This window comes from Acinetobacter sp. CWB-B33 (assembly GCF_039655955.1).
Classification (GTDB): Bacteria; Pseudomonadota; Gammaproteobacteria; order Pseudomonadales; family Moraxellaceae; genus Acinetobacter; species Acinetobacter bouvetii.
In genome coordinates this window covers 93,670-113,563 of the sequence record NZ_JAGFEU010000006.1, presented here as the reverse complement: position 1 = coordinate 113,563, position 19,894 = coordinate 93,670, and the positions used below count along the sequence as shown (strand labels likewise).

The window sequence follows — 19,894 nt, the reverse complement described above, 5'->3', positions numbered from 1 at the left end:
GGCGTAAAACTGGCACGAAGCAGTGCTTCGTGAAATCCCAGTTTTACTCCCATTCAATCGTAGCTGGTGGTTTAGACGAAACGTCATAAACAACACGAGAAACGTCTGCAATTTCGTTCATGATGCGTGTAGAGATTTTGTCTACAAGATCATAAGGAAGGTGCGCAAAACGCGCTGTCATAAAGTCAACTGTTTCAACGGCACGAAGCGCAATCACCCATGCATAACGGCGGCCATCACCGACGACACCAACCGATTTAACCGGTTGGAATACAGCAAAGGCTTGAGCAGTCTTATCATACCAGCCGCTTGCGCGAAGTTCCTGCATAAAGATGTCATCTGCTAGACGTAAAATGTCCGCATATTCTTTTTTCACTTCACCCAAAATACGCACGCCCAAACCTGGACCTGGGAATGGATGACGGTAAAGCATTTCAAACGGTAAACCTAAAGTTGTGCCTAAACGGCGAACTTCATCTTTAAACAAGTCACGGATAGGCTCAACCAATTCAAACGCTAAATCTTCCGGTAAGCCGCCCACGTTATGGTGTGATTTAATCACGTGCGCTTTGCCATTTTTAGTGGCAGCAGATTCAATCACGTCAGGGTAAATTGTGCCTTGCGCAAGGAAGTTTACGCCATCAAGCTTACGCGCTTCCTCAGCAAAGACTTCAATAAATTCACGGCCAATGATTTTACGTTTTTTCTCAGGATCCACTTCGCCGGCAAGCGCAGTTAAGAAACGGTTTTCAGCATCTGCACGGATCACTCGGATACCCATGTTTTTCGCAAACATGTCCATCACTTGCTCGCCTTCGTTCAAACGAAGCAAGCCGTTATCCACGAATACACATGTCAATTGATCGCCAATCGCGCGGTGTAAAAGCGCAGCCACGACAGATGAATCCACACCGCCAGATAAGCCTAGAAGCACTTTTTGATCGCCAATTTGCTCACGCAGCTGTTCTACGCGCAAATCAATAATGTTTTCAGAGTTCCAAAGGTTACGGCAGCCGCAGATGCCGTGAACGAAGTTAGACAGCAGCTCTGCGCCTTTTGCAGTGTGCGTTACTTCAGGGTGGAACTGAATCCCGTAAAAACGGCGGGCTTCATCAGAAACCATCGCATACGGACAGCTTGGCGTGCTTGCAGTAACCTGGAATCCTTCAGGAATACGCGTTACTTTGTCGCCATGGCTCATCCACACTTTTAACTGGTCTTTAGTATCTTCTAAATCGCCAATTAATTTGTCACGAACTTGAATATTGACTTCAGCATAGCCAAATTCATGCACTGTACCCGGCTCTACTTTGCCGCCCAGCTGCTCTGACATGGTTTGCAGGCCATAGCAAATGCCAAGAACAGGCACGCCTAAGCTGAATACAACTTCTGGCGCGCGCGGACTACCTTCTTCATGAACACTTTCTGGACCGCCCGAAAGGATGATCCCGTTTGGGTTAAATGCACGAATATCTTCTTCAGACATATCAAATGCGTACATTTCTGAATAAACACCAGCTTCACGTACACGGCGTGCAATAAGCTGGCTATATTGAGAACCGAAATCCAAAATCAGGATGCGGTCTTCAGTAATTTGGGTATTGGTAGTCATGGCAAACAACTATGCAGGCAACGAATATAAGCGCGGTATTCTAGCATTTTTCCACGCAATGCGCACACTATTCGGACAGACCCCTAAATTGGCCGATTCCAGTGACATTGACGGCGCACATTCCTCAAAAAATAGAGATACATCGACCGGCCTTCAACAGCAGGAAGCCGCTGAAAGCGGCTTCCTTATTTTACGGCTGGGCAAAAAGCCCTCAATCTGCGGATTATTTTTCAATAGCCTGATCAATACTGAATTTTCCTGCGCCCTGCAGCATTAAGAACAGCAGGCCGCCGGTCATGGCAAAATTCTTCATAAAATTGATGCTGTCCTCGGCGCCGCCATGAAATAAAAATGCCGTGATGAGGCTAAACACTGCCAAGCCCAATGCCGCAAAGCGTGCCTGAAAACCAAACAGCAATGCCAAACCGCCGCCGAACTCTACCAGAATCGTTAAAGGCAGCATGGCGCCCGGCACCCCCATAGACTCCATATAACCGACTGTTGCACTGTAGGCCGTTATTTTCCCCCAACCGGCAACAAGAAAAATGTACGCCATAAGAATACGGGCAATCAGTGCAACAGCCGCATTGGCGGCGGGTTGATTGACAAGATTTTTAACAGCAGCATTTGGATTAAACATGGTGACACCTTTTGAATTCTATTTTGAAGATGGGTCAATGGTACGTCGTTGCTTTTATCTAATAAATATAGATTATCAACACTCAGCGTTCCGTATTTAAAACAATGTGAAATGAAATTAATTACGTTTTAATACTGACTTTACAAGACTGTGCTGATAGCATTCCATTACATTTTTGCTTGTTTTTCACTCATGGAACTTATTGATTTTATATTACATGTAGATGACCACCTGCTGGAATTCATTGCCAATTATGGTGTCTGGATTTACGGCATTCTGTTCCTGATTATTTTTGTCGAAACAGGTTTAGTGGTGATGCCGTTTTTGCCGGGTGACAGCCTGCTTTTTGCCGCTGGCGCATTGGCTGCATCTACAGGGGCAATGGATCCTTGGATTTTATTTATCTTGCTGTTTCTGGCCGCAGTTTTAGGTGACACGCTGAATTATCATATCGGCAAGTACATCGGCCCTCGGGTATTTGAAATTGAATCCCGCTTTATCAATAAGCAGCATTTAATTGCGACACAAAACTTTTTTGCCAAGCATGGCGGTAAAACCATTATTTTTGCCCGCTTTATCCCTTTTGCCCGCACTTTTGCGCCTTTTGTGGCTGGCGCCGGCAGCATGAATTATAAATTTTTCCTGAGCTACAATGTCATTGGCGCGCTGTGCTGGACAGGTTCATTCATTCTGCTGGGCTATCTGTTCGGCAACATGCCTATTGTGAAAGACAACTTCACGCATTTAATTTTCGGCATTATCATTATCAGCGTCTTGCCGGGCATTATTGGCTTTATCCGCCAAAAAATGAAGAAAAACTGATTCTTCGGCGCCGCGGCCATCTGCGCTTTCCGCTTAAGAAAAAAAGCGGATCAGCAAAGGCAGCATGCACAGCACCAGCATCATGGCCGATCCCTTATATAAAAGATCGGCTTTGATCTGCTTGGTATCGCCAGACAGAATTGCGCGCCCAAAAGACATCCAAAACAAGGCGCACGGCAGCAGCACCAGACTGAATACCGCAAAAACCAAGATAAAATTGGTGGAATTTCCCCATGTTTCCAGCGGCAAAATGCCGGCAGCGAACAGCAGCGCTTTCGGATTCTTAAGCGTTGAAAAAAACAGCTGGCGCGGACGGATAGACGTGAAACGCTGATTGTGCTTATGCAAGTCTGAAGACTTCCACAGACGGAAAGCCAGCCAAAACACATAGGCCATACTCAAAAAATGCAGAATATGAATTAAATTTGGCCAAATGGGCGCACTTAAATGAATCAATAAAGCCCAAAGATTAATGGCATAAAAATAGCCAAAAAATTCTGCAGGAATAAATAAGCTGGTTTTCGCGATGCCCTGTTGATGCGCTGAGCTTGCCAGCAATGCATTGGTCGGGCCTGGCGTCATCAGTACCGCAATCATTGCTAAAACAAAAAGCCAACTCTCAATCATAAAAACCCGGAACTATGCAAAAGTGGGCACACCTTAGCTGAAAATAATTTATAAAAACAAGTACAGATCAGGCTAAAAAAGAATTTTACGGCCGGCATCACAGGAAATAAATGCAGAATTGAGAGCACTGGAACAGTTTTGCACATAAAATCAATGTTAATTTTATTTTATATTTTTCAAATATTTAACATCAAAAAATCATCTTCCCCATAAGCACGGAGCAGATATTTGAAAATGCAGGGATACATCGACAAGTTTTATTACACTTTTCTCATGCTCAGCCTATTTTGCAGAAGCAGGCTGAGCATGAGGGTGCATGCATGAAATGCTATTATTGCGCAGCGGCTGTCCGTGGAATCATCGGACAGCCTTTAAATTTAGCGGCTTGAAGCACGGCTTCCTGTTCGCCCATCAAACGGGCAATTTCTGTCTTTTTGGTATTGGAAGACTGGCCCATATTGACCGAAACACTAGGGCCAATGCCCCAGCCGCCGTGATTGCTCCAGCCGCCGCCTAAACCGACACCTACTCCCATGCCTGTACGCTTGGCAGGCTGTACGCCATTATTCAAATATTCCTGAATGCGGTTATATTCGCTTTGCAATTGAAAACAATTCAGTGACTGGTACTGTGTCGGTGAAACATAGGTTGGCTTTACCGCCGTGGCGCATGCGCCCAACAGCAGTGAACTGGCGGCCAAAAGGCTTAACTTGAGAAGGCTGAATGTGCTTGCTTTCATAAATGTCTCGATCTTATTTTTGCTCAATTTCATTGAACAATGATTGATAGGCCTGCGTCAATTTATGATCTGCTGCCAAATGCACCAACGGCTGATTTTTATGATGCGATTCTTTCATCAAAACTGACGGCGGCAGCATATTTTCAAGCACCGGCAATCCTTCATCCTTCAGCTGCTGCACCACTTCACGCGGCAGCTTGGCCTGCGCCTGAAATTGATTCACCACAATGCCTTCGATTTCCAAACCGTCATTGTGGTCATCCTGCGTTTCAATCACATTTTCAATCAGTGTTTGCAGTGCGCGTTTTGAAAAAACATCACAATCAAACGGAATCAGTACCCGGTCGGAGGCAATCAATGCCGACAGCGTAAAAAAGTTAAACGCAGGCGGCGTGTCGATAAACACACGCTCATATTTTCCGCTCAGCTGCTGCAGCGCATCGCGCAGCTTATAAATTTTATGCTTAGACTCGAGCGCATAAGCCAAAGCGCCTAGGCTTGGGCTGGCAGGAATGACATCTAAATTCTTAAACGGCGATTGGTGCACATAACTGTCCAATCCTTTAGAACGGTTTTTTAAAATTGAACCAATGGCATTGCCCAGCAAGCCTTTGCTTTGCTGCGTGCCCAGCACTTCTTCAAAATAATTTTCAATATTGGGTTCCAATGCAGGCTTATCGGCCGAATACGTCGCGTCATCCCCCAGCAAATACTGGCTGGAATTGGCCTGCGGGTCCAAATCAATCACCAGCGTTTTTAAGCCCTGATGCGCGCTGATGGCCGCCAAATTTACTGTAATGCTGGATTTCCCCACACCGCCTTTTTGGTTAAACACCACTCGTGTACGCATAAAACCCCTCTATCTCATTATTATTTAAACTGTTCTCAGTCTACCTGAGAACAGTTTATGTGCAATTTATTATGTCTGACAATTTATGCATCCTAAAGCATCCCTGCCTGAAGATCAGCCAAAGTTCGGCTTAATCATGACCAAGCCAATAATGGCAAGCAAGGCCACAGCCGCCAAGAATAAGCCTGCGCGGCGCTGCTGCAGCTGTACAGTATCAGTTTTACGGTAGGCCTTGCTTAATGACGACAACATGACTAAAAACAGTACTACTTTGGCATAAAACCATGGCTGCACATCAAAGTTTTTCATCACTAATAGCGCAATACCTGTCGCTGCAATCAGCGTCATGGATAAATGCTGCAGCGCCACAAACAGCTTTCGGCCTGCTGGGTTCGGCTGATTGCCCTGCACCCCCTTAAACAGCGTAAAGGCCCGGATGAAAATGGCCAAAACAGCCAATGTAACCGCGGACATATGAATGATTTTAATCAGCAATTGAGTTTCCATATTCATTCAATGTCCGTTAAGGCTTTGGAGCGTGCGCGCAGTCAGGGCTGGAGGTATCCTGCCCTTTCCATTCTTCAGGCAAATAGGCGTGAATCGCCAGCGCATGAATACTGCCCGGGCCTAATAAATCGCCTGCCGCTGCGTAGACTTTTTGATGACGCTGCACCAAACGCAAGCCAGCAAAAGCCTCACTGACGATCACCGCTTTAAAATGTGATTCTTTGCCTGGGAAATAGCCGCCATGGCCTGCAGATTCATTCACCACGTCTAAATGGCTTGGCGATAACTGCTGTAAACGTTCGATGAGTTGCTGTTCCAAGCTCAAAGCTGCGCTCCAAAATTAAAAAAACTGCTTTCAGTATAGCGTGTTCTCACTGCCGGTTCCGCTGTCATGAGCAAATTTAACTCAGCAGAACACTGCCTGCAGCACCTAAAATCAAAGCGTTTTGTTTAAATATTTAGCAACCATCTTAAAATTGTTTTTATTTTATGCAATTGAACCAAGGTTTTGCATAAAGTTATTGACCTTGAAACTGCTTACTGTATTATACGTGGCTATGCGGGAATAGCTCAGTTGGTAGAGCATAACCTTGCCAAGGTTGGGGTCGGGAGTTCGAGTCTCCTTTCCCGCTCAAAATTTTTTCATTCGGTTTTTTATTTAAAAAATTGGATAGACTCCGCGGGAATAGCTCAGTTGGTAGAGCATAACCTTGCCAAGGTTGGGGTCGGGAGTTCGAGTCTCCTTTCCCGCTCCAAATTTTTTTCGATTCAGTTTTTTAGTAAAAAAACAGGATAGACTCCGCGGGAATAGCTCAGTTGGTAGAGCATAACCTTGCCAAGGTTGGGGTCGGGAGTTCGAGTCTCCTTTCCCGCTCCAAATTCAAAAAGCCCTGATCGAAAGATTGGGGCTTTTTATTGTCTTTTTCTCAGCGATTGGCCTAGAACGAAATCCTCCATGATTTTATGAGCAGCCAAATACCGCCTATAGCAGCTCAGCATCACCCTAAAAATACCTTCACCCTGCTCAAAAATGTGTAAGCCCCAATAGACGTACAGAATTGAAATCACCTGATATTGACCGTCACTTATTTCCCTCATTCAGATATTAAAAAAGCCCCAGTCAATCACTGGGGCTTTGAAATCCAAACCAGTATCACATCACCAAAATTATTTGCGCCATACCAGCGGTGACTTGCTTTGTTCAGCTTCATGATCAGGCCCTAATGGAATGCCCGTGCGGTCACGAATAGCCAAGGTCGAAAGCAGTGCAACGGTCGCCATGAATGCTAAATAGTATGAAACCGCAGCGGTTGAACCCGTCACACTCACTAGCCAAGTGCCAATCATTGGCGCAAATGCCCCGCCTAAAATTGCACCCAGCGCATATGAAATTGAGATGCCTGAAAAACGAATTGATGCAGGAAAAAGCTCAGCATAATAAGAAGACTGCACGCCATACGTTAAGCCAATGCCGCTTGCCAAGAAACATAAACCCAGCGCAAAAAGCTGGAAAATCCCTGTATTTACCAAGGGAAATAAAGCAAAAATACCGACAAGCTGCACGATCCAGCCCAAGACATAGGTCTTTTTACGTCCAATTTTATCGGACAAGGCCCCTGAAATATAAGTAGTAATCAGCCAGCAGAAAGAAGCCATCGTGACAGCAATCAATACTGGCGTACGCGCCATGGCTAAAGGGCCATCAGGATTTGTCGCATAGTTTTGAATAAATCCGCCCGTGGTCATATAACCGCTTGCACTGTTCCCGGCAAAGACCAAGGCCGCTAACAATACAACAAGGCTATGGTTTTTAAATAAATCGCGAATCGGTGTTTGAGATGCGCTTTTACGCTCTTTGATTTCTTCAAAAACAGGGCTTTCTTCAACTGTACGGCGAATCCAATGGCCAATGAACAGCAGCACGACGCTGAATAAAAATGGAATGCGCCATCCCCACTCTACAAACGCATCTCCTGGAGCAATCACACCGGTCATCAGCGCAAACATGCCCGAAGCAAGGATCAAACCTAAGGGCACACCAATTTGCGGGAATGCGCCAAAACGGCCACGCTTATGCTTGGGTGCATGCTCGACCGCCATCAGTACAGCGCCGCCCCATTCACCGCCAGCCGCAATCCCTTGAAAAATACGCAGCACCAGCAGCAAAATAGGCGCCATCACACCAATACTGGCATAGGTTGGCAATAAGCCAATACATGTTGTGGCTAAACCCATCAATACCAATGTCGTGACTAAAACAATCCGGCGCCCATATTTATCCCCTAAATACCCTGCTAAAAAGGCGCCAAAAGGACGAAATAAAAAGCTGATGCCAACGGTGGCAAAGGCCAGCAATGTTCCTAAAGTATTGCCTGCCGGCGCAAAGAACAGGTCTTTAAAGATCAGGCCTGCCGCTGCCGCATAGATAAAAAAGTCATACCATTCAACCGTCGTTCCCACAATGGTGGCATAGGCGACTTTTCGCTCATCCCTGGTCATGCGGTCCTTGCCTGACACTGCTGCAGAAGTTAATTCCATCTCTATCTCCATATAATAGAATGTTTTTTGACTGCCTATTTGTTAATATATTAACTAAATGGTAAAAAAAATTTAAACCATTAATTTCGCATCACACTCAGTTGATTTCGTGATTAAAATTTCTTTGTATAAGTGACAAAAAAACGATTTTCATCAAAATCATTGCCATATTTAGTGTCATATTTTGCAAATAAATATTGCAAGCCCACACCTTTCAAATAATCATGCTGAAAATTATAGGCACCGATGAGATTCAGCTCTGACTCATTATTTTCAATACCATCCGCAAGTTTAATTTTTTCACCGTATGAGTATTTCACCAAGGCATTTAAGCCTGGCACATAATCTTTAAAATTATAACCATAGATGAAATGATACGTTTGTTCATTCTTTTTGAAAAACCCGGTGACATTCCAGTTCACAAAGTAAAGCTCTGGAATGTAGCCATCCAGCGCAGGGAATGCATCTCCCACTATTTTTTGCACGCCGGCAGCCACGGTATGATTTTTATATTTTACAGTTTCAATCACACCAATATTTTGGCTGTCAATAGCTGCAATTGAGCCGGTGTCTTGCACATTGAAATAACGCACTTTAGAATTGAGCTGGGTATCCGCACTCAAAGCATAGTTATGCTCTAAACCCACATAGTGTTTATTGAAAATATTTTCTAAATGCGCAAATGAATACGCTGCTTTCAGCTGATCATTCACGCGATATTTAAGATCGATATAGCTCATCCCATCTGACTGAATCTTATTGCCATTTTGGGTATAGGATAGCTTTCTGAACTGATCATCATTGCGTGCTGAATATTTGCTGAGCACGCCCAGCTCAAGGCTCAAATGATCATTGACGGTACTGCTTAGAGTTCCCCCCAAATACGTACCAACCAACTGGCGGCTCGCATCAATATTTGCAACCGGCGAGTCAGACCAAATCTCACCGGCCTTCAGCACATTCTCTTTATATTTGAGTTTTACTGCGCCCCCAAATTTAGCATAGTCAGAGGCCTGCTTTTGGCTCTGCGCATCGAAAGGCAGCACCGAATCAGCGGCATGCTTATCATTGCTCAAACGCACTGCATATTGCACATTTGCATCCAGGCCAATTTGCAGCTGATCGATTGGCGTATCTTGAAATTTTGAATCATAAAATAATGAAATGGCTTGCGACCAACTGCCGGTATCTTTAACTGCATCATTATCAAAATCACGATCAATATATGCATTTTTCAAAAAAAGCTTCCAATGATCTTCTGCAAGCGCATTTTGAGAAAGCCCTATGCTTAATATCGCCAAGCTCAAAAGCTTGATTTTTTTTGATCTCATCATCATTTTCCATTTTCCGAGGTGAAGTCCATTTACACGCTTTCAACTTTAATTAATATATTAACTATTTTTTTAAAATCATACCCCGACTAAAGGCGTATTTCAATTTAATTTAAATATGCCTTTAACTTTAATTTAGCCTTTCTCTTGTTCGGCACGTTTTTTTAAATAAATGCGTGTTGCAACTGCGGGTGAGTCACTGGCGACAGAAATTTCAAAATGATGCTCATCCTGATCATCTAAAATCGCTTCCAATGCACCTAAACCCTCAACATCCTCTTGAAAGGCTGCAAATAATTGCTCATGCATAAAACGTTCAATGTGTTCATCATTTAAGGCAAAATCGCGGCCGTGAACAATAAAATAATGCATGGTATTGTTGGTTTCCGGGGTCAAAATATGCGCGGTATGAATTTTATAATTTTCACGCGTTTCTTCATCCAGTGCCGAATCATAAAATTTCACACTGACCTGATGTAAGCCTGGAGACAAAAATTCTGAGGTTGCAATGCGCGCAGCGGTATCTTTTCCCGCCAAGCCTGTTGTTTGCCCCCAAACTGGCGATAAAGTCGTGGGTACAACTTCACGAATGAGTTTGTAATGCCCATCCTTTAATTCGGTCTTATACGGCGCGCTGGCATAGTCTGGCGTGCCAATTGTGGCAGCATGCAAAAAGGTTAAATGGGTTAAATCCATCAGGTTTTCATGCATGCTGACATAATTTCCTGGATGGAAAAAATAGCCCGATGTACATGCCCAATTTGAGTCCTCCAGCCAAGACAAATGCGGAATCTTAGATTCATCCGCAAGACTTTGATCCCCCAGCCAAATCCAAACCAGTGGCCCAGTTTCTGCCAGTTTATAGGTTTTAATGCCAATCCCATGCGGGCATTTGCTTTGTGACGGAATTTCAACCAGGTCACCCGTGCAGCTATATTTAAAGCCATGATAGCCGCAAATAATATTGTCACCGTCTAAGTGGCTTTTAGACAGCGGGAATGACCGGTGTGCGCAGCGGTCTTCCAGCGCAATTGGCGCCCCGTCCAAAGTACGGTACATCACCACACGCTTATTTAAAATTTTCCGCGCTAAGAGTTCACGGCCGACCTCATCTTTAAACGCAGCCACATACCATTCATTTAAAATTAATGGCGTATCTTTATTGGCCATTTTATCGCTGGCTTTACGGCAAGCTTCAATAATATTCACTACTGGAATCGTCATGTTATTTCCCTATTTTTTTGATTTGAATATTTATTTCACAGTCAAAGATCAAGCTCAATCATTGCGCTTTTGGCGCGAGACACACAAATCAGCATCGATGTATTTGCAGCTTTTTCTTCATCACTTAAAATCATGTCTAGATGATCCGGCGTTCCTGAACATACCGTGACTTCACAGGTGCGGCAGATCCCAGCACGGCATGAAAAGGGCAAATCCAGTCCGGCTTGCTCTAAGGCATCTAAGATTGACTGGTCCGCCATCACCGGTATTTCTTGCCCGGAGCGTTTTAATTTGACCCGAAATCCTCCGCTATCGGTTGCTGCCGGTACTGAGGCTGGCGCACTGAACCATTCAAAATGCACATGCTGGGCAGGAAGATGGCCAGCAGCATCCTTCACGCTTTGCATTAAAGCCTCAGGGCCGCAGCAATAGAGATGTTCTTCTGGAGACAATGAAGCAACCACCTTGCTGATATCGAGCTGACACCCTTCATGCTCATCATTGAAATGAAAATAAATATTGCGATCTGATAACTGCTGCAGCTCTTCATAAAACCCAGCGCGCTGTTTATTGCGCACACTGTAAAATAACCGCCATTTTTTCCCTTGCGCTATGCATCTGCGGAGCATAGACAAAATCGGCGTAATGCCTATGCCGCCGGCAATAAAGCAATATTCAGATGCATCGACTAAACTAAAATTGTTTCGCGGCGGACTCACTTTAAGCAAATCCCCCATACGCAAAGCCTGATGAATATTTTGTGAACCGCCGCGCCCATTTGGCGCCAGTCCAACAGCAATCACATAACGATGCGTTTCACTGGGACAATTCAGCAATGAATAATGCCGGATACAGCCGTTTTGCAAATACACTTCCAAATGTGAACCTGCGGTAAAAGGGCTTAATGGCTTTTTTTCCGGATGCTGCAGTTCCAGCACCACAATATCTTTGGCTTCTGACTTGAAGTCAGTAATGCGCAGTTCGAATGCTGAACGTTCCATAGCGAAGGCTTCCATTCCATATATTCCCTATATGTTCTGAAATATATACAACATCCTGACGCGGCCTTGTCCCCCAAAAAGAGGACGTCCATGGCCTGAAAGACTCGTTCAATACATTTAAGCGTGCATAAACATTGCAAACAGCTGGTTTTTAAAATGAATCCCCAATTTATCAAAGGCGCGGTTGCGGTAGGTTTTGACCGTCGACTCTTTCAGCCCCATCGTGACCGCAATGCCGGCATAGCTCATTCCCTTTAATATCAAAGCGCAGACTTCAATTTCTTGCGGCGCCAGCAAAGGCTGTCTTTTCAATAGCTGGACTTTAAAATCAGGCTGGACTTGCAATGCTAAATGACCTTGCATCAGCTTAGACAATGCAGGAATCATCTGTTCAAAATTGGCAATTTCATGATCCGAATAAAAGCCCTGCTCTTTATGGCGGTATAAATTAAATAAAACCGGATGATTATTTTCATCTCGATAAAAACCGCACAAGCGCTGAATTAAATTATTTTGTTCGTAAATTTCACGCCGATAGGGCGAAAAAGCAATATCCTCCGCACACACCTGCCCAGTCAGTATTTGATGCTGCTGAAGCTCTTGATTCACTAAATTTTGATATAAATCATCATAAGCATGAAAGCGCTGTACATACGACTGGCCGCAGCGCAAAGGGACGCTGTGATGATCATTATATGTGCCGCATAACAATAGGGCTGGAGACTGATCCTGCACCCTCAAAATAGAAAAGTGCTTCGCTTGCACCCACTCTGCAAGGCAGGCCAATAAAGACGAATCAAATTGCGGATGTCCCATCAGCGCAACCAGATCAAGAAAGTTCGTCAAATTTCTACGTTCATTCATCATGCAAATCCTTTGAGATGAGTTTAATGAATATATTAAGTTTCCGCACAAGATGAAACCGCTTTTCATAGCAAAATATTGTTGCAGCACTCAAGCCATAGCTGATGTGTTCTAGCCGACTCGGGTTATATCGACCTTAGTGGCATGAAAAGCGCGCTTAAACTTTTTTAAAAATTAAAAAAATAAATAAATATCAAATTCTTAAAAATTAAATCTGATAGCGCGCCAGCAATCCCTTATGTTTGGTAGGTCTTTGGTAGGTGTAATTTTCAGAACCGCTATTCAATACTCATTTTACGGTGAGCATCACCCATAACAATGACGACAATGAATGGTAGAAGGAATCGCACCATGGCTTTTAAAAATATTGCAGATCAAACGAACGGTTTTTACATCCCTTGCGTATCGCTCTTTGGCCCAGGCTGCGCCAAAGAAATCGGCGGCAAAGCGCAAAATCTGGGCGCGAAAAAAGCGCTGATTGTGACGGATGCCGGTTTATTTAAATTTGGTGTTGCAGACACCATTGCGGGCTATTTAAAAGAAGCCGGCGTAGACAGCCACATCTTCCCCGGCGCAGAGCCGAACCCGACCGACATCAATGTCCACAACGGCGTTGCTGCTTATAACGAACAAGGCTGTGATTTTATTGTATCGCTGGGCGGCGGCTCTTCCCATGACTGCGCTAAAGGCATTGGCTTAGTCACAGCTGGCGGCGGCCACATCCGTGACTATGAAGGCATTGATAAAAGCACGGTGCCGATGACCCCGCTGATTGCCATTAACACCACAGCAGGCACAGCTTCAGAAATGACCCGCTTCTGCATCATTACCAATACTGACACACACGTTAAAATGGCAATTGTCGACTGGCGCTGCACCCCGCTGATTGCGATTGACGACCCGAAACTGATGGTTGCCAAACCGGCGGCATTAACAGCCGCTACAGGAATGGATGCCTTAACCCATGCTGTTGAAGCTTATGTCTCAACTGCAGCAACGCCAATTACCGATGCCTGCGCAGAAAAAGCGATTTCAATGATCAGCGAATGGCTCAGCCCGGCGGTGGCCAATGGCGAAAACCTCGAAGCGCGTGATGCCATGAGCTATGCGCAATACTTAGCAGGCATGGCCTTCAACAATGCATCTTTGGGCTATGTGCATGCCATGGCGCACCAGCTCGGCGGTTTTTACAACCTGCCGCATGGGGTCTGCAACGCGGTATTATTGCCGCACGTCTGTGAATTCAATCTGATTGCCTGTCCTGACCGCTATGCGCGCATTGCTGAACTGATGGGGGTGAACACTGACGGTTTAACCGTGACTGAAGCCGCATATGCCGCTATTGACGCGATTCGCGAATTATCCGCATCGATTGGCATTCCATCCAGCCTTTCAGAACTGGGGGTAAAAGAGCAGGATTTGGCCGTTATGTCTGAAAATGCGCAAAAAGATGCCTGCATGCTGACCAACCCGCGTAAAGCGACGCATGCTCAAGTAGTCGACATCTTCAAAGCTGCGCTCAAATCAAATGCATCTGTGCTGGATTTTAAAGCGGCCGTCTAATCCCTGCTGCGCCTTTTGTTTGCTTTGACAATTTAAGTGGAATGAAACAGATGTCCATACTGTTTCATTCGGGGCTGCCTCATCCTGTCTGGCCCGTGCACTTAAATTGTCTTTTTTTGTTTGCGGTTGACAAAATTTTGGACTTCATCAAGGATAAGAAGCTTCATGACAATAACAACCAGAGCAAATTATGTCAGCAACCCAGCCCCCTGTCGCATACCAGCCGGATATCCTCGGCGCAGGCTATGAACAAGCCGCGCTGCACTTCCCCAATGATTATGAAGGCAAAGTCATTGCCACCCTGGTGCGCAAAAAAGCCCCGCAAAGCACAGCGAAAGCCGTGCTGTATATTCATGGCTTTATTGACTATTTTTTTCAAACGGAAATGGCGGAGCAGTTCAATCAGCACGGTTTTGACTTTTACGCGCTGGATTTAAGAAAATACGGCCGCTCCATTTTGCCGCATCAAAAATATTACAACGTGCGTGATATTGCGGAATACGATGCTGAAATTACCCAAGCTTTAGAGATTATTGGCGCTGAAGGCCATGATTCGGTATTGCTGTGCGGCCACTCAACCGGCGGCCTGACCACTACACTGTATGCGGCGCATCATCCAAATCATCCGCTGATTAAAGCGCTGTGGGCCAATAGCCCTTTTTACGATTTCAACATGAACCCGGTTAAGCGCAAATTAGGGCTGCTGGGCCTGAGCCGGATCGGCAAGATCTTTCCTGACCTGCAGTTCCCCAGCGAACTGAATAAATGGTATACCGCTAGCCTGCATAAAGATTTAAAAGGCGAATGGGACTTCAGCCTGGACTGGAAAAAAACAGCGTATCCAAAGGTGCGCTTAAGCTTTGTCAGGGCGATTTTTGAAGCGCAAAAAGAGATTCACCGAGGCGTTAAAATTGATGTGCCGGTGCTGGTGATGCACTCGCACCAAACCAAAAATCCGCGCAAATGGGGCAAAGACGCCCAGACCAGCGATGTGATTTTAGGGGTTAAGGATATTCAAAAATATGCAAAAAAAATTCAGGGAGATGTCACGGTGCAAAGCATACAGAATGGCCTGCATGATTTAGTGCTGTCCCAGAAGCCTGTCCGCGACAGCGTTTATCAGCAGCTATTTCAATGGCTGGCCGATAAAGGCCTGTAGCGCATCCATCAGCTGCTGCCGTAGAGCTTCTGCTTCAGCAGCGTTTGATGAATTGGATGCTGCTTGGGCATCAGCTCAATCAGCCGCTCCACCGCATCAATGGCTTCAGGAAACCGCGCCACATGGCGCAGCAGCACATCGGTTTCATTGGCCTTGAAAATCGCATCGCTGAGGCGCGACTCTAAGCAGTCCCGCCAAGCGCATAAAAATGGACTTTCCGTTTTCACCAGGAAAACGCCTGAACACAATTTCAGCGCAGACTCGATATAGCCTGCGTCCAGCGCCTGCTCCGCCAGCAGGAAGTCCGCTTCAACGTTGGCTAAAATCCGATAAGGCCGGGATCCCAGCATGCCGCCCAATACATCGCGCAGCTGCGACATTTCAGCTTTTAATGTGCCGATGCTGACCTTGCGCTCGCCATAGAGCGCCTGATGCAACGTGTCTAAGGTCATGCCCTGCGGACACAGCGCCAAAATCGTTAAAATTTCAATCTGCCGCGGAGTCATGACCAGCACTTTGCCGTTAAACAGCACTTGCGAGGCCGAAAATGCCCGAATATACAGCTGCTGCTTATACTGCTCCTGCAGCGCCGACTGAATAATCGAAGCGCAGCGCTCAGCAGCCAGCAAACCTAGGCTATTGTGATTTTTCCATGTCGTGGATAAATCAATCACCCCCAGAATCTGCTTGGAATAGGGGTCAATAATCGGCGCGGCATAGCACACCCAGTCATGAATGGACGCCATATAGTGTTCATTGGAAAAGACACAGCTGGATTGCTGGGTTTTTAAAGACAATGCCAGCGCATTGGTGCCGACCAGCTCTTCTTTCCATTGCCCGCCCTCCATAAAATGCACGCTTTCAGCCGCGCGCTGCATTTGCTGGCTGGAGGCTGTCCATATAATGGTGCTGCCGACATCCCCAACCGCCACCACCATCGAAGACTGCTGCGCAATATGCTTTAAATCTTCAGCGCAGTGTGTCAAAGCCTGCTGCAACGCATTCGGCGCCTGCCTGGCCACAGGCAGCATCGGCGCCGCCGAACGGCCTTGAGGAATTTCGGCGGTTCTGGAGCGCTGCCAGGAACTGTGTATGCTTTGCCCCAGCAGTTCAGCATGCATGGGCGATAGGCTGCTGCTTTGCCTAAATTTTTCTATTTGCTTCCTTTTTTCTACTAAATTCTGCATCACTGTCATCCTTTAGCTTATCAAGCTATGACTGATCATCTATCCCTGTACTTGCTATCCTTGTAACCATTTGTCTAAAGGTTGTAAACCGTCATTCAACCAACCTTTTTCCAACCTTATATTAGGTATGCTAGTTAAATAATGTACAAAAGTACCTTATACCAAAGCCGTAAGCTTTGAGATAAAGCACACCATAATAAGCAAAGGAATTTTCATATGCGTTACGTCGATCCCAATCAACCCGGTTCAAAAATTCAATTTAAATCACAATATGAAAACTTTATTGGCGGCAAATGGGTGCCGCCTGTAAATGGAGAATACTTCGGCAACATCTCCCCTGTCGATGGCAAAGTATTCACTCAAATTCCGCGCTCCTCTGCCGCTGACATCGAATTGGCGCTGGATGCCGCCCATGCAGCCAAAGCGTCGTGGAACAGCGCCTCTCCCACCACACGCTCGAATCTGCTGCTGAAAATTGCAGACCGCCTGGAGCAAAACCTAGAACTGCTGGCTGTGGCGGAAACTTGGGACAATGGCAAGCCTGTCCGTGAAACTTTGGCGGCGGACATTCCTCTAGCGATTGACCACTTCCGCTATTTTGCAGGCTGCATCCGCGCGCAGGAAGGCGGCATTTCAGAAATTGACGAAGACACCATTGCCTACCATTTTCATGAGCCGTTGGGCGTGGTTGGGCAAATCATTCCGTGGAACTTCCCTATTTTAATGGCGACATGGAAATTGGCGCCGGCATTGGCCGCAGGCAACTGCATTGTTTTAAAGCCTGCTGAACAGACCCCTGTCAGCATTCTGGTTCTGGCTGAGCTCATTCAGGATTTATTGCCGGCAGGTGTACTGAATATTGTCAATGGCTACGGTGTCGAAGTGGGCCGCCCGCTGGCGACCAATCCGCGCATTGCGAAAATTGCCTTTACCGGCTCTACAGCTGTTGGCCAGCAGATTATGCAATATGCCACCGAAAATATTATTCCAGTAACGCTGGAACTCGGCGGCAAATCACCGAATATCTTCTTTGAAGACATTATGGATCAGGATGATGATTTCCTGGATAAAGCGCTGGAAGGCTTTGCCATGTTCGCCCTGAACCAAGGTGAAATCTGCACCTGCCCATCACGCGCACTGGTGCATGAAAGCATTGCAGACAAATTTCTTGAAAAAGCCATTGAACGCGTTAAACGCATCAAGACAGGCCATCCGCTGGACACTGAAACCATGATTGGCGCGCAGGCATCTCAAGAGCAGCAGGAGAAAATTTTAGGCTGTATCGCAACGGGCCGCGGGGAAGGCGCTCAAGTCCTGACGGGCGGCGGCGAACGCAAAGAAGTAGGCGAAGGCTTCTACATCGAGCCGACTATTTTCAAAGGCGACAACAGCATGAAGATTTTCCAGGAAGAAATCTTTGGCCCAGTATTGTCAGTCACCACTTTCAAAGATTTTGATGAAGCCATCAAGATTGCCAATGACACCATTTACGGTCTCGGCGCTGGGGTTTGGTCACGCTCTGCGCATACCTCTTACCGTGCCGGCCGCGCCATTCAAGCGGGCCGCGTATGGACCAACTGCTACCACATCTACCCTGCGCATGCGGCCTTTGGCGGCTATAAAAAATCAGGCATCGGCCGTGAAAACCACAAAATGATGCTTGATCATTATCAGCAAACCAAGAACCTGCTGGTAAGCTACTCTACCAAAGCAATGGGCTTCTTCTAAGCTGTTGATTGACCCATCTCAAAGAAAAAGCGGACACCAGTCCGCTTTTTCTTTCACTTTTTACTCACTCAAATCGGCCGATTCTGAAAATCTGCCGAATTTAAAACAATCAAATTGCTGCGCACCTAAGCACAGCAAAAACAAGATCAGCCAAACCGCTGCAATTTGACGCATGCTGAACACTTCCGAAAAAATCCTGTCTTCAACATAGGCAAAATAAACGATCTAATCTAATATCAAATTTATAGCAACCTATCTCATTTCAAGATATGAAGACCCTAAAACAGTTTCAATATTTCATTGCCATCGTCGAGCACGGCAGTTTTACCGCCGCTTCTGAACAGCTGTTCATTGCCCAGTCCGCCTTAAGCCGGCAGATTAAAATGCTGGAAGAAGAGATTGGATTCTGCTTATTTGACCGCACGGACAAGAAAATTCAGCTGACGGTGGCAGGCTCATCTTTTTATCAAAAGCTGAAAATGCATTTATTGAATATTGAACATTCCATCGACGCCGCGAACAGCATTGCCCATGGACACGGACGCTGCCTGCAGCTGGCGCATTCCAGCAGCATCGTGATGGATTGCATCAAAATTCAGGCTCTGCATAAACTCTGTGAAAAATACACACTCGAAGTGGAAATCAGCACCCTGTCTTCCGAACAGCAGATTGAAGCCGTCCTGAATGGCAGCATTGACCTGGGCTTGATTCGCCCGCCAACCCGACGCCATTTGCAGGATGTGCACTGCGCCGAACTGTATGCGCAGCCGCTCTATGCGGCCGTGCATCAGGATGATCCTTTTTTTCAGCAAAAAGACTGCATCAGCATTGCCGAATTAAGCCAACAGCAATTTGTCTCCACACCGCATGCGGAGCGCGGCGGACTAAGCTACCTAGCTGCAAATTTATGTATCAATCATGGATTTTATCCGCAAAAATCATCCATCCGCTCACGCAAGGCCTGCCAGCTTGATTTAGTTGATGCGGGCCTCGGCATTTGCATTGTGCCGGAAGAATTCCGCAGCCAGCTTCCTGCTGCCGTCAAACTGATTGCGCTTGATCCCGCGCCTGCGCCATCCAAAGTTTGCTTGATTTGGAGTAAAACTGCCGATGAAGCGGTGCATCAAGCTGCCGCTGAGCTGCAAAAAAGTTTTATCGGCGCTGATCAATAGCGCACGCTTCAGCCAAGCAGCCGTTCAGGGATGCTGCCTGGCCCGCTGTGCGGCATATGGCAGCATCTGTTCGCCCATCTGCTGATCTTAAGGTCCAAAAAAAGCCATGATGCGTGAATTTTTAACAGCGGACTCTGGATAAAGGCGGCAAATCCAGACCTAAATACGGCTGATTTTTCGGTGACGCAGGATCAATTCATCAAAAAATGCAGAATTTGCATATTTTAAATGCTGCGCCGCCAAATTGAATGCCGCTTTATGCGCCTGCGATATAACTTTGTCATTTTTCATTCTTTTCAATCGTTTAAAGATTATACACATATGCATTCT

At 46.1% G+C, this 19,894-nt stretch carries 18 protein-coding genes and 3 tRNA genes; 8 read left to right on the top strand and 13 right to left on the bottom strand.

Going from position 1 to position 19,894, the window contains the following annotated elements; all coding sequences use genetic code 11:
• Positions 1–43 precede the first annotated feature (43 nt).
• Positions 44–1,612: a glutamine-hydrolyzing GMP synthase gene (guaA, locus tag JZ784_RS15285; protein WP_005012168.1), complete on the bottom strand. Its 1,569-nt coding sequence runs from the start codon at positions 1,610–1,612 to the stop codon at positions 44–46.
• 223 nt (positions 1,613–1,835) lie between these two features.
• Complete coding sequence (locus tag JZ784_RS15280; protein ID WP_346315451.1) at positions 1,836–2,252, bottom strand: DoxX family protein; 417 nt, start codon at positions 2,250–2,252, stop codon at positions 1,836–1,838.
• Positions 2,253–2,444: 192 nt separating this feature from the next.
• Here JZ784_RS15280 and JZ784_RS15275 point away from each other — a divergent pair, with 192 nt between their 5' ends.
• Positions 2,445–3,074: a DedA family protein gene (locus JZ784_RS15275; protein ID WP_005012171.1), complete on the top strand. Its 630-nt coding sequence runs from the start codon at positions 2,445–2,447 to the stop codon at positions 3,072–3,074.
• 33 nt (positions 3,075–3,107) lie between these two features.
• On the opposite strand, the gene JZ784_RS15270 is transcribed toward JZ784_RS15275, so the two are convergent.
• From JZ784_RS15270 to JZ784_RS15250, 5 genes are all read right to left on the bottom strand, one after another.
• Positions 3,108–3,701, bottom strand: a complete 594-nt coding sequence (locus JZ784_RS15270) for a threonine transporter RhtB (RefSeq protein WP_346315450.1) — start codon at positions 3,699–3,701, stop codon at positions 3,108–3,110.
• A gap of 331 nt (positions 3,702–4,032) precedes the next feature.
• On the bottom strand, positions 4,033–4,440 hold the full coding sequence (locus JZ784_RS15265) for a hypothetical protein (protein WP_005012173.1): 408 nt from the start codon (positions 4,438–4,440) through the stop codon (positions 4,033–4,035).
• A gap of 13 nt (positions 4,441–4,453) precedes the next feature.
• On the bottom strand, positions 4,454–5,290 hold the full coding sequence (locus JZ784_RS15260; RefSeq protein ID WP_005012175.1) for a ParA family protein: 837 nt from the start codon (positions 5,288–5,290) through the stop codon (positions 4,454–4,456).
• A 114-nt stretch (positions 5,291–5,404) separates the two neighbouring features.
• Entirely contained in the window at positions 5,405–5,797 is a 393-nt protein-coding gene (locus JZ784_RS15255; RefSeq protein WP_026253476.1) for a SirB2 family protein, read from the bottom strand.
• A gap of 16 nt (positions 5,798–5,813) precedes the next feature.
• Positions 5,814–6,122 carry a BolA family protein gene (locus tag JZ784_RS15250; protein ID WP_005012178.1) on the bottom strand — a complete coding sequence of 103 codons (309 nt, stop codon included), beginning with the start codon at positions 6,120–6,122 and terminating at the stop codon, positions 5,814–5,816.
• Between the two features lie 234 nt (positions 6,123–6,356).
• Here JZ784_RS15250 and JZ784_RS15245 point away from each other — a divergent pair.
• The 3 genes from JZ784_RS15245 (at position 6,357) to JZ784_RS15235 (ending at position 6,674) form a co-directional block, all read left to right on the top strand.
• Positions 6,357–6,429, top strand: a tRNA-Gly gene (locus tag JZ784_RS15245).
• Positions 6,430–6,476: 47 nt separating this feature from the next.
• Positions 6,477–6,552, top strand: a tRNA-Gly gene (locus tag JZ784_RS15240).
• Between the two features lie 46 nt (positions 6,553–6,598).
• Positions 6,599–6,674 (top strand) — tRNA-Gly (locus JZ784_RS15235).
• Positions 6,675–6,964: 290 nt separating this feature from the next.
• Here JZ784_RS15235 and JZ784_RS15230 read toward each other — a convergent pair.
• The 5 genes from JZ784_RS15230 to JZ784_RS15210 all read right to left on the bottom strand — a co-directional run bounded on the left by JZ784_RS15230 (position 6,965) and on the right by JZ784_RS15210 (position 12,758).
• Positions 6,965–8,335 carry an MFS transporter gene (locus tag JZ784_RS15230; protein ID WP_346315449.1) on the bottom strand — a complete coding sequence of 457 codons (1,371 nt, stop codon included), beginning with the start codon at positions 8,333–8,335 and terminating at the stop codon, positions 6,965–6,967.
• A 113-nt stretch (positions 8,336–8,448) separates the two neighbouring features.
• Positions 8,449–9,666: an OprD family outer membrane porin gene (locus tag JZ784_RS15225; protein ID WP_346315448.1), complete on the bottom strand. Its 1,218-nt coding sequence runs from the start codon at positions 9,664–9,666 to the stop codon at positions 8,449–8,451.
• Positions 9,667–9,801: 135 nt separating this feature from the next.
• Positions 9,802–10,890, bottom strand: a complete 1,089-nt coding sequence (locus JZ784_RS15220) for an aromatic ring-hydroxylating dioxygenase subunit alpha (RefSeq protein ID WP_346315447.1) — start codon at positions 10,888–10,890, stop codon at positions 9,802–9,804.
• 41 nt (positions 10,891–10,931) lie between these two features.
• On the bottom strand, positions 10,932–11,891 hold the full coding sequence (locus JZ784_RS15215) for a PDR/VanB family oxidoreductase (RefSeq protein ID WP_346315446.1): 960 nt from the start codon (positions 11,889–11,891) through the stop codon (positions 10,932–10,934).
• A gap of 117 nt (positions 11,892–12,008) precedes the next feature.
• Positions 12,009–12,758 carry a LuxR C-terminal-related transcriptional regulator gene (locus JZ784_RS15210; RefSeq protein ID WP_346315445.1) on the bottom strand — a complete coding sequence of 250 codons (750 nt, stop codon included), beginning with the start codon at positions 12,756–12,758 and terminating at the stop codon, positions 12,009–12,011.
• 348 nt (positions 12,759–13,106) lie between these two features.
• Between JZ784_RS15210 and JZ784_RS15205 the strand changes: the two genes are divergently transcribed.
• Entirely contained in the window at positions 13,107–14,318 is a 1,212-nt protein-coding gene (locus JZ784_RS15205) for an iron-containing alcohol dehydrogenase (protein WP_005012190.1), read from the top strand.
• Between the two features lie 190 nt (positions 14,319–14,508).
• Positions 14,509–15,477 carry an alpha/beta hydrolase gene (locus JZ784_RS15200; protein ID WP_346315444.1) on the top strand — a complete coding sequence of 323 codons (969 nt, stop codon included), beginning with the start codon at positions 14,509–14,511 and terminating at the stop codon, positions 15,475–15,477.
• Positions 15,478–15,485: 8 nt separating this feature from the next.
• Here the strand turns inward: JZ784_RS15200 and JZ784_RS15195 are convergent, their stop codons facing one another.
• Positions 15,486–16,673 (bottom strand): transcriptional regulator, encoded by a 1,188-nt coding sequence (locus JZ784_RS15195; RefSeq protein ID WP_346315443.1) that lies wholly within the window; start codon positions 16,671–16,673, stop codon positions 15,486–15,488.
• 207 nt (positions 16,674–16,880) lie between these two features.
• Between JZ784_RS15195 and JZ784_RS15190 the strand changes: the two genes are divergently transcribed.
• Positions 16,881–18,392 (top strand): aldehyde dehydrogenase family protein, encoded by a 1,512-nt coding sequence (locus JZ784_RS15190; protein WP_005012199.1) that lies wholly within the window; start codon positions 16,881–16,883, stop codon positions 18,390–18,392.
• A 269-nt stretch (positions 18,393–18,661) separates the two neighbouring features.
• A complete protein-coding gene (locus JZ784_RS15185) occupies positions 18,662–19,564 on the top strand; it encodes a LysR family transcriptional regulator (protein ID WP_346315442.1) in 903 nt (300 codons plus the stop codon).
• Positions 19,565–19,894 lie beyond the last annotated feature (330 nt).

Bases quoted from the DNA above. Each gene is read 5' to 3' on its own strand.
- JZ784_RS15275 (WP_005012171.1), top strand. From the start codon at position 2,445: ATGGAACTTATTGATTTTATATTACATGTAGATGACCACCTGCTGGAA.
- JZ784_RS15190 (WP_005012199.1), top strand. From the start codon at position 16,881: ATGCGTTACGTCGATCCCAATCAACCCGGTTCAAAAATTCAATTTAAA.
- JZ784_RS15255 (WP_026253476.1), bottom strand. From the start codon at position 5,797: ATGGAAACTCAATTGCTGATTAAAATCATTCATATGTCCGCGGTTACA.
- JZ784_RS15260 (WP_005012175.1), bottom strand. From the start codon at position 5,290: ATGCGTACACGAGTGGTGTTTAACCAAAAAGGCGGTGTGGGGAAATCC.
- JZ784_RS15280 (WP_346315451.1), bottom strand. From the start codon at position 2,252: ATGTTTAATCCAAATGCTGCTGTTAAAAATCTTGTCAATCAACCCGCC.
- JZ784_RS15265 (WP_005012173.1), bottom strand. From the start codon at position 4,440: ATGAAAGCAAGCACATTCAGCCTTCTCAAGTTAAGCCTTTTGGCCGCC.
- JZ784_RS15205 (WP_005012190.1), top strand. From the start codon at position 13,107: ATGGCTTTTAAAAATATTGCAGATCAAACGAACGGTTTTTACATCCCT.
- JZ784_RS15210 (WP_346315445.1), bottom strand. From the start codon at position 12,758: ATGATGAATGAACGTAGAAATTTGACGAACTTTCTTGATCTGGTTGCG.
- JZ784_RS15270 (WP_346315450.1), bottom strand. From the start codon at position 3,701: ATGATTGAGAGTTGGCTTTTTGTTTTAGCAATGATTGCGGTACTGATG.
- guaA (WP_005012168.1), bottom strand. From the start codon at position 1,612: ATGACTACCAATACCCAAATTACTGAAGACCGCATCCTGATTTTGGAT.
- JZ784_RS15200 (WP_346315444.1), top strand. From the start codon at position 14,509: ATGTCAGCAACCCAGCCCCCTGTCGCATACCAGCCGGATATCCTCGGC.
- JZ784_RS15230 (WP_346315449.1), bottom strand. From the start codon at position 8,335: ATGGAATTAACTTCTGCAGCAGTGTCAGGCAAGGACCGCATGACCAGG.
- JZ784_RS15225 (WP_346315448.1), bottom strand. From the start codon at position 9,666: ATGAGATCAAAAAAAATCAAGCTTTTGAGCTTGGCGATATTAAGCATA.
- JZ784_RS15215 (WP_346315446.1), bottom strand. From the start codon at position 11,891: ATGGAACGTTCAGCATTCGAACTGCGCATTACTGACTTCAAGTCAGAA.
- JZ784_RS15220 (WP_346315447.1), bottom strand. From the start codon at position 10,890: ATGACGATTCCAGTAGTGAATATTATTGAAGCTTGCCGTAAAGCCAGC.
- JZ784_RS15195 (WP_346315443.1), bottom strand. From the start codon at position 16,673: ATGACAGTGATGCAGAATTTAGTAGAAAAAAGGAAGCAAATAGAAAAA.
- JZ784_RS15185 (WP_346315442.1), top strand. From the start codon at position 18,662: ATGAAGACCCTAAAACAGTTTCAATATTTCATTGCCATCGTCGAGCAC.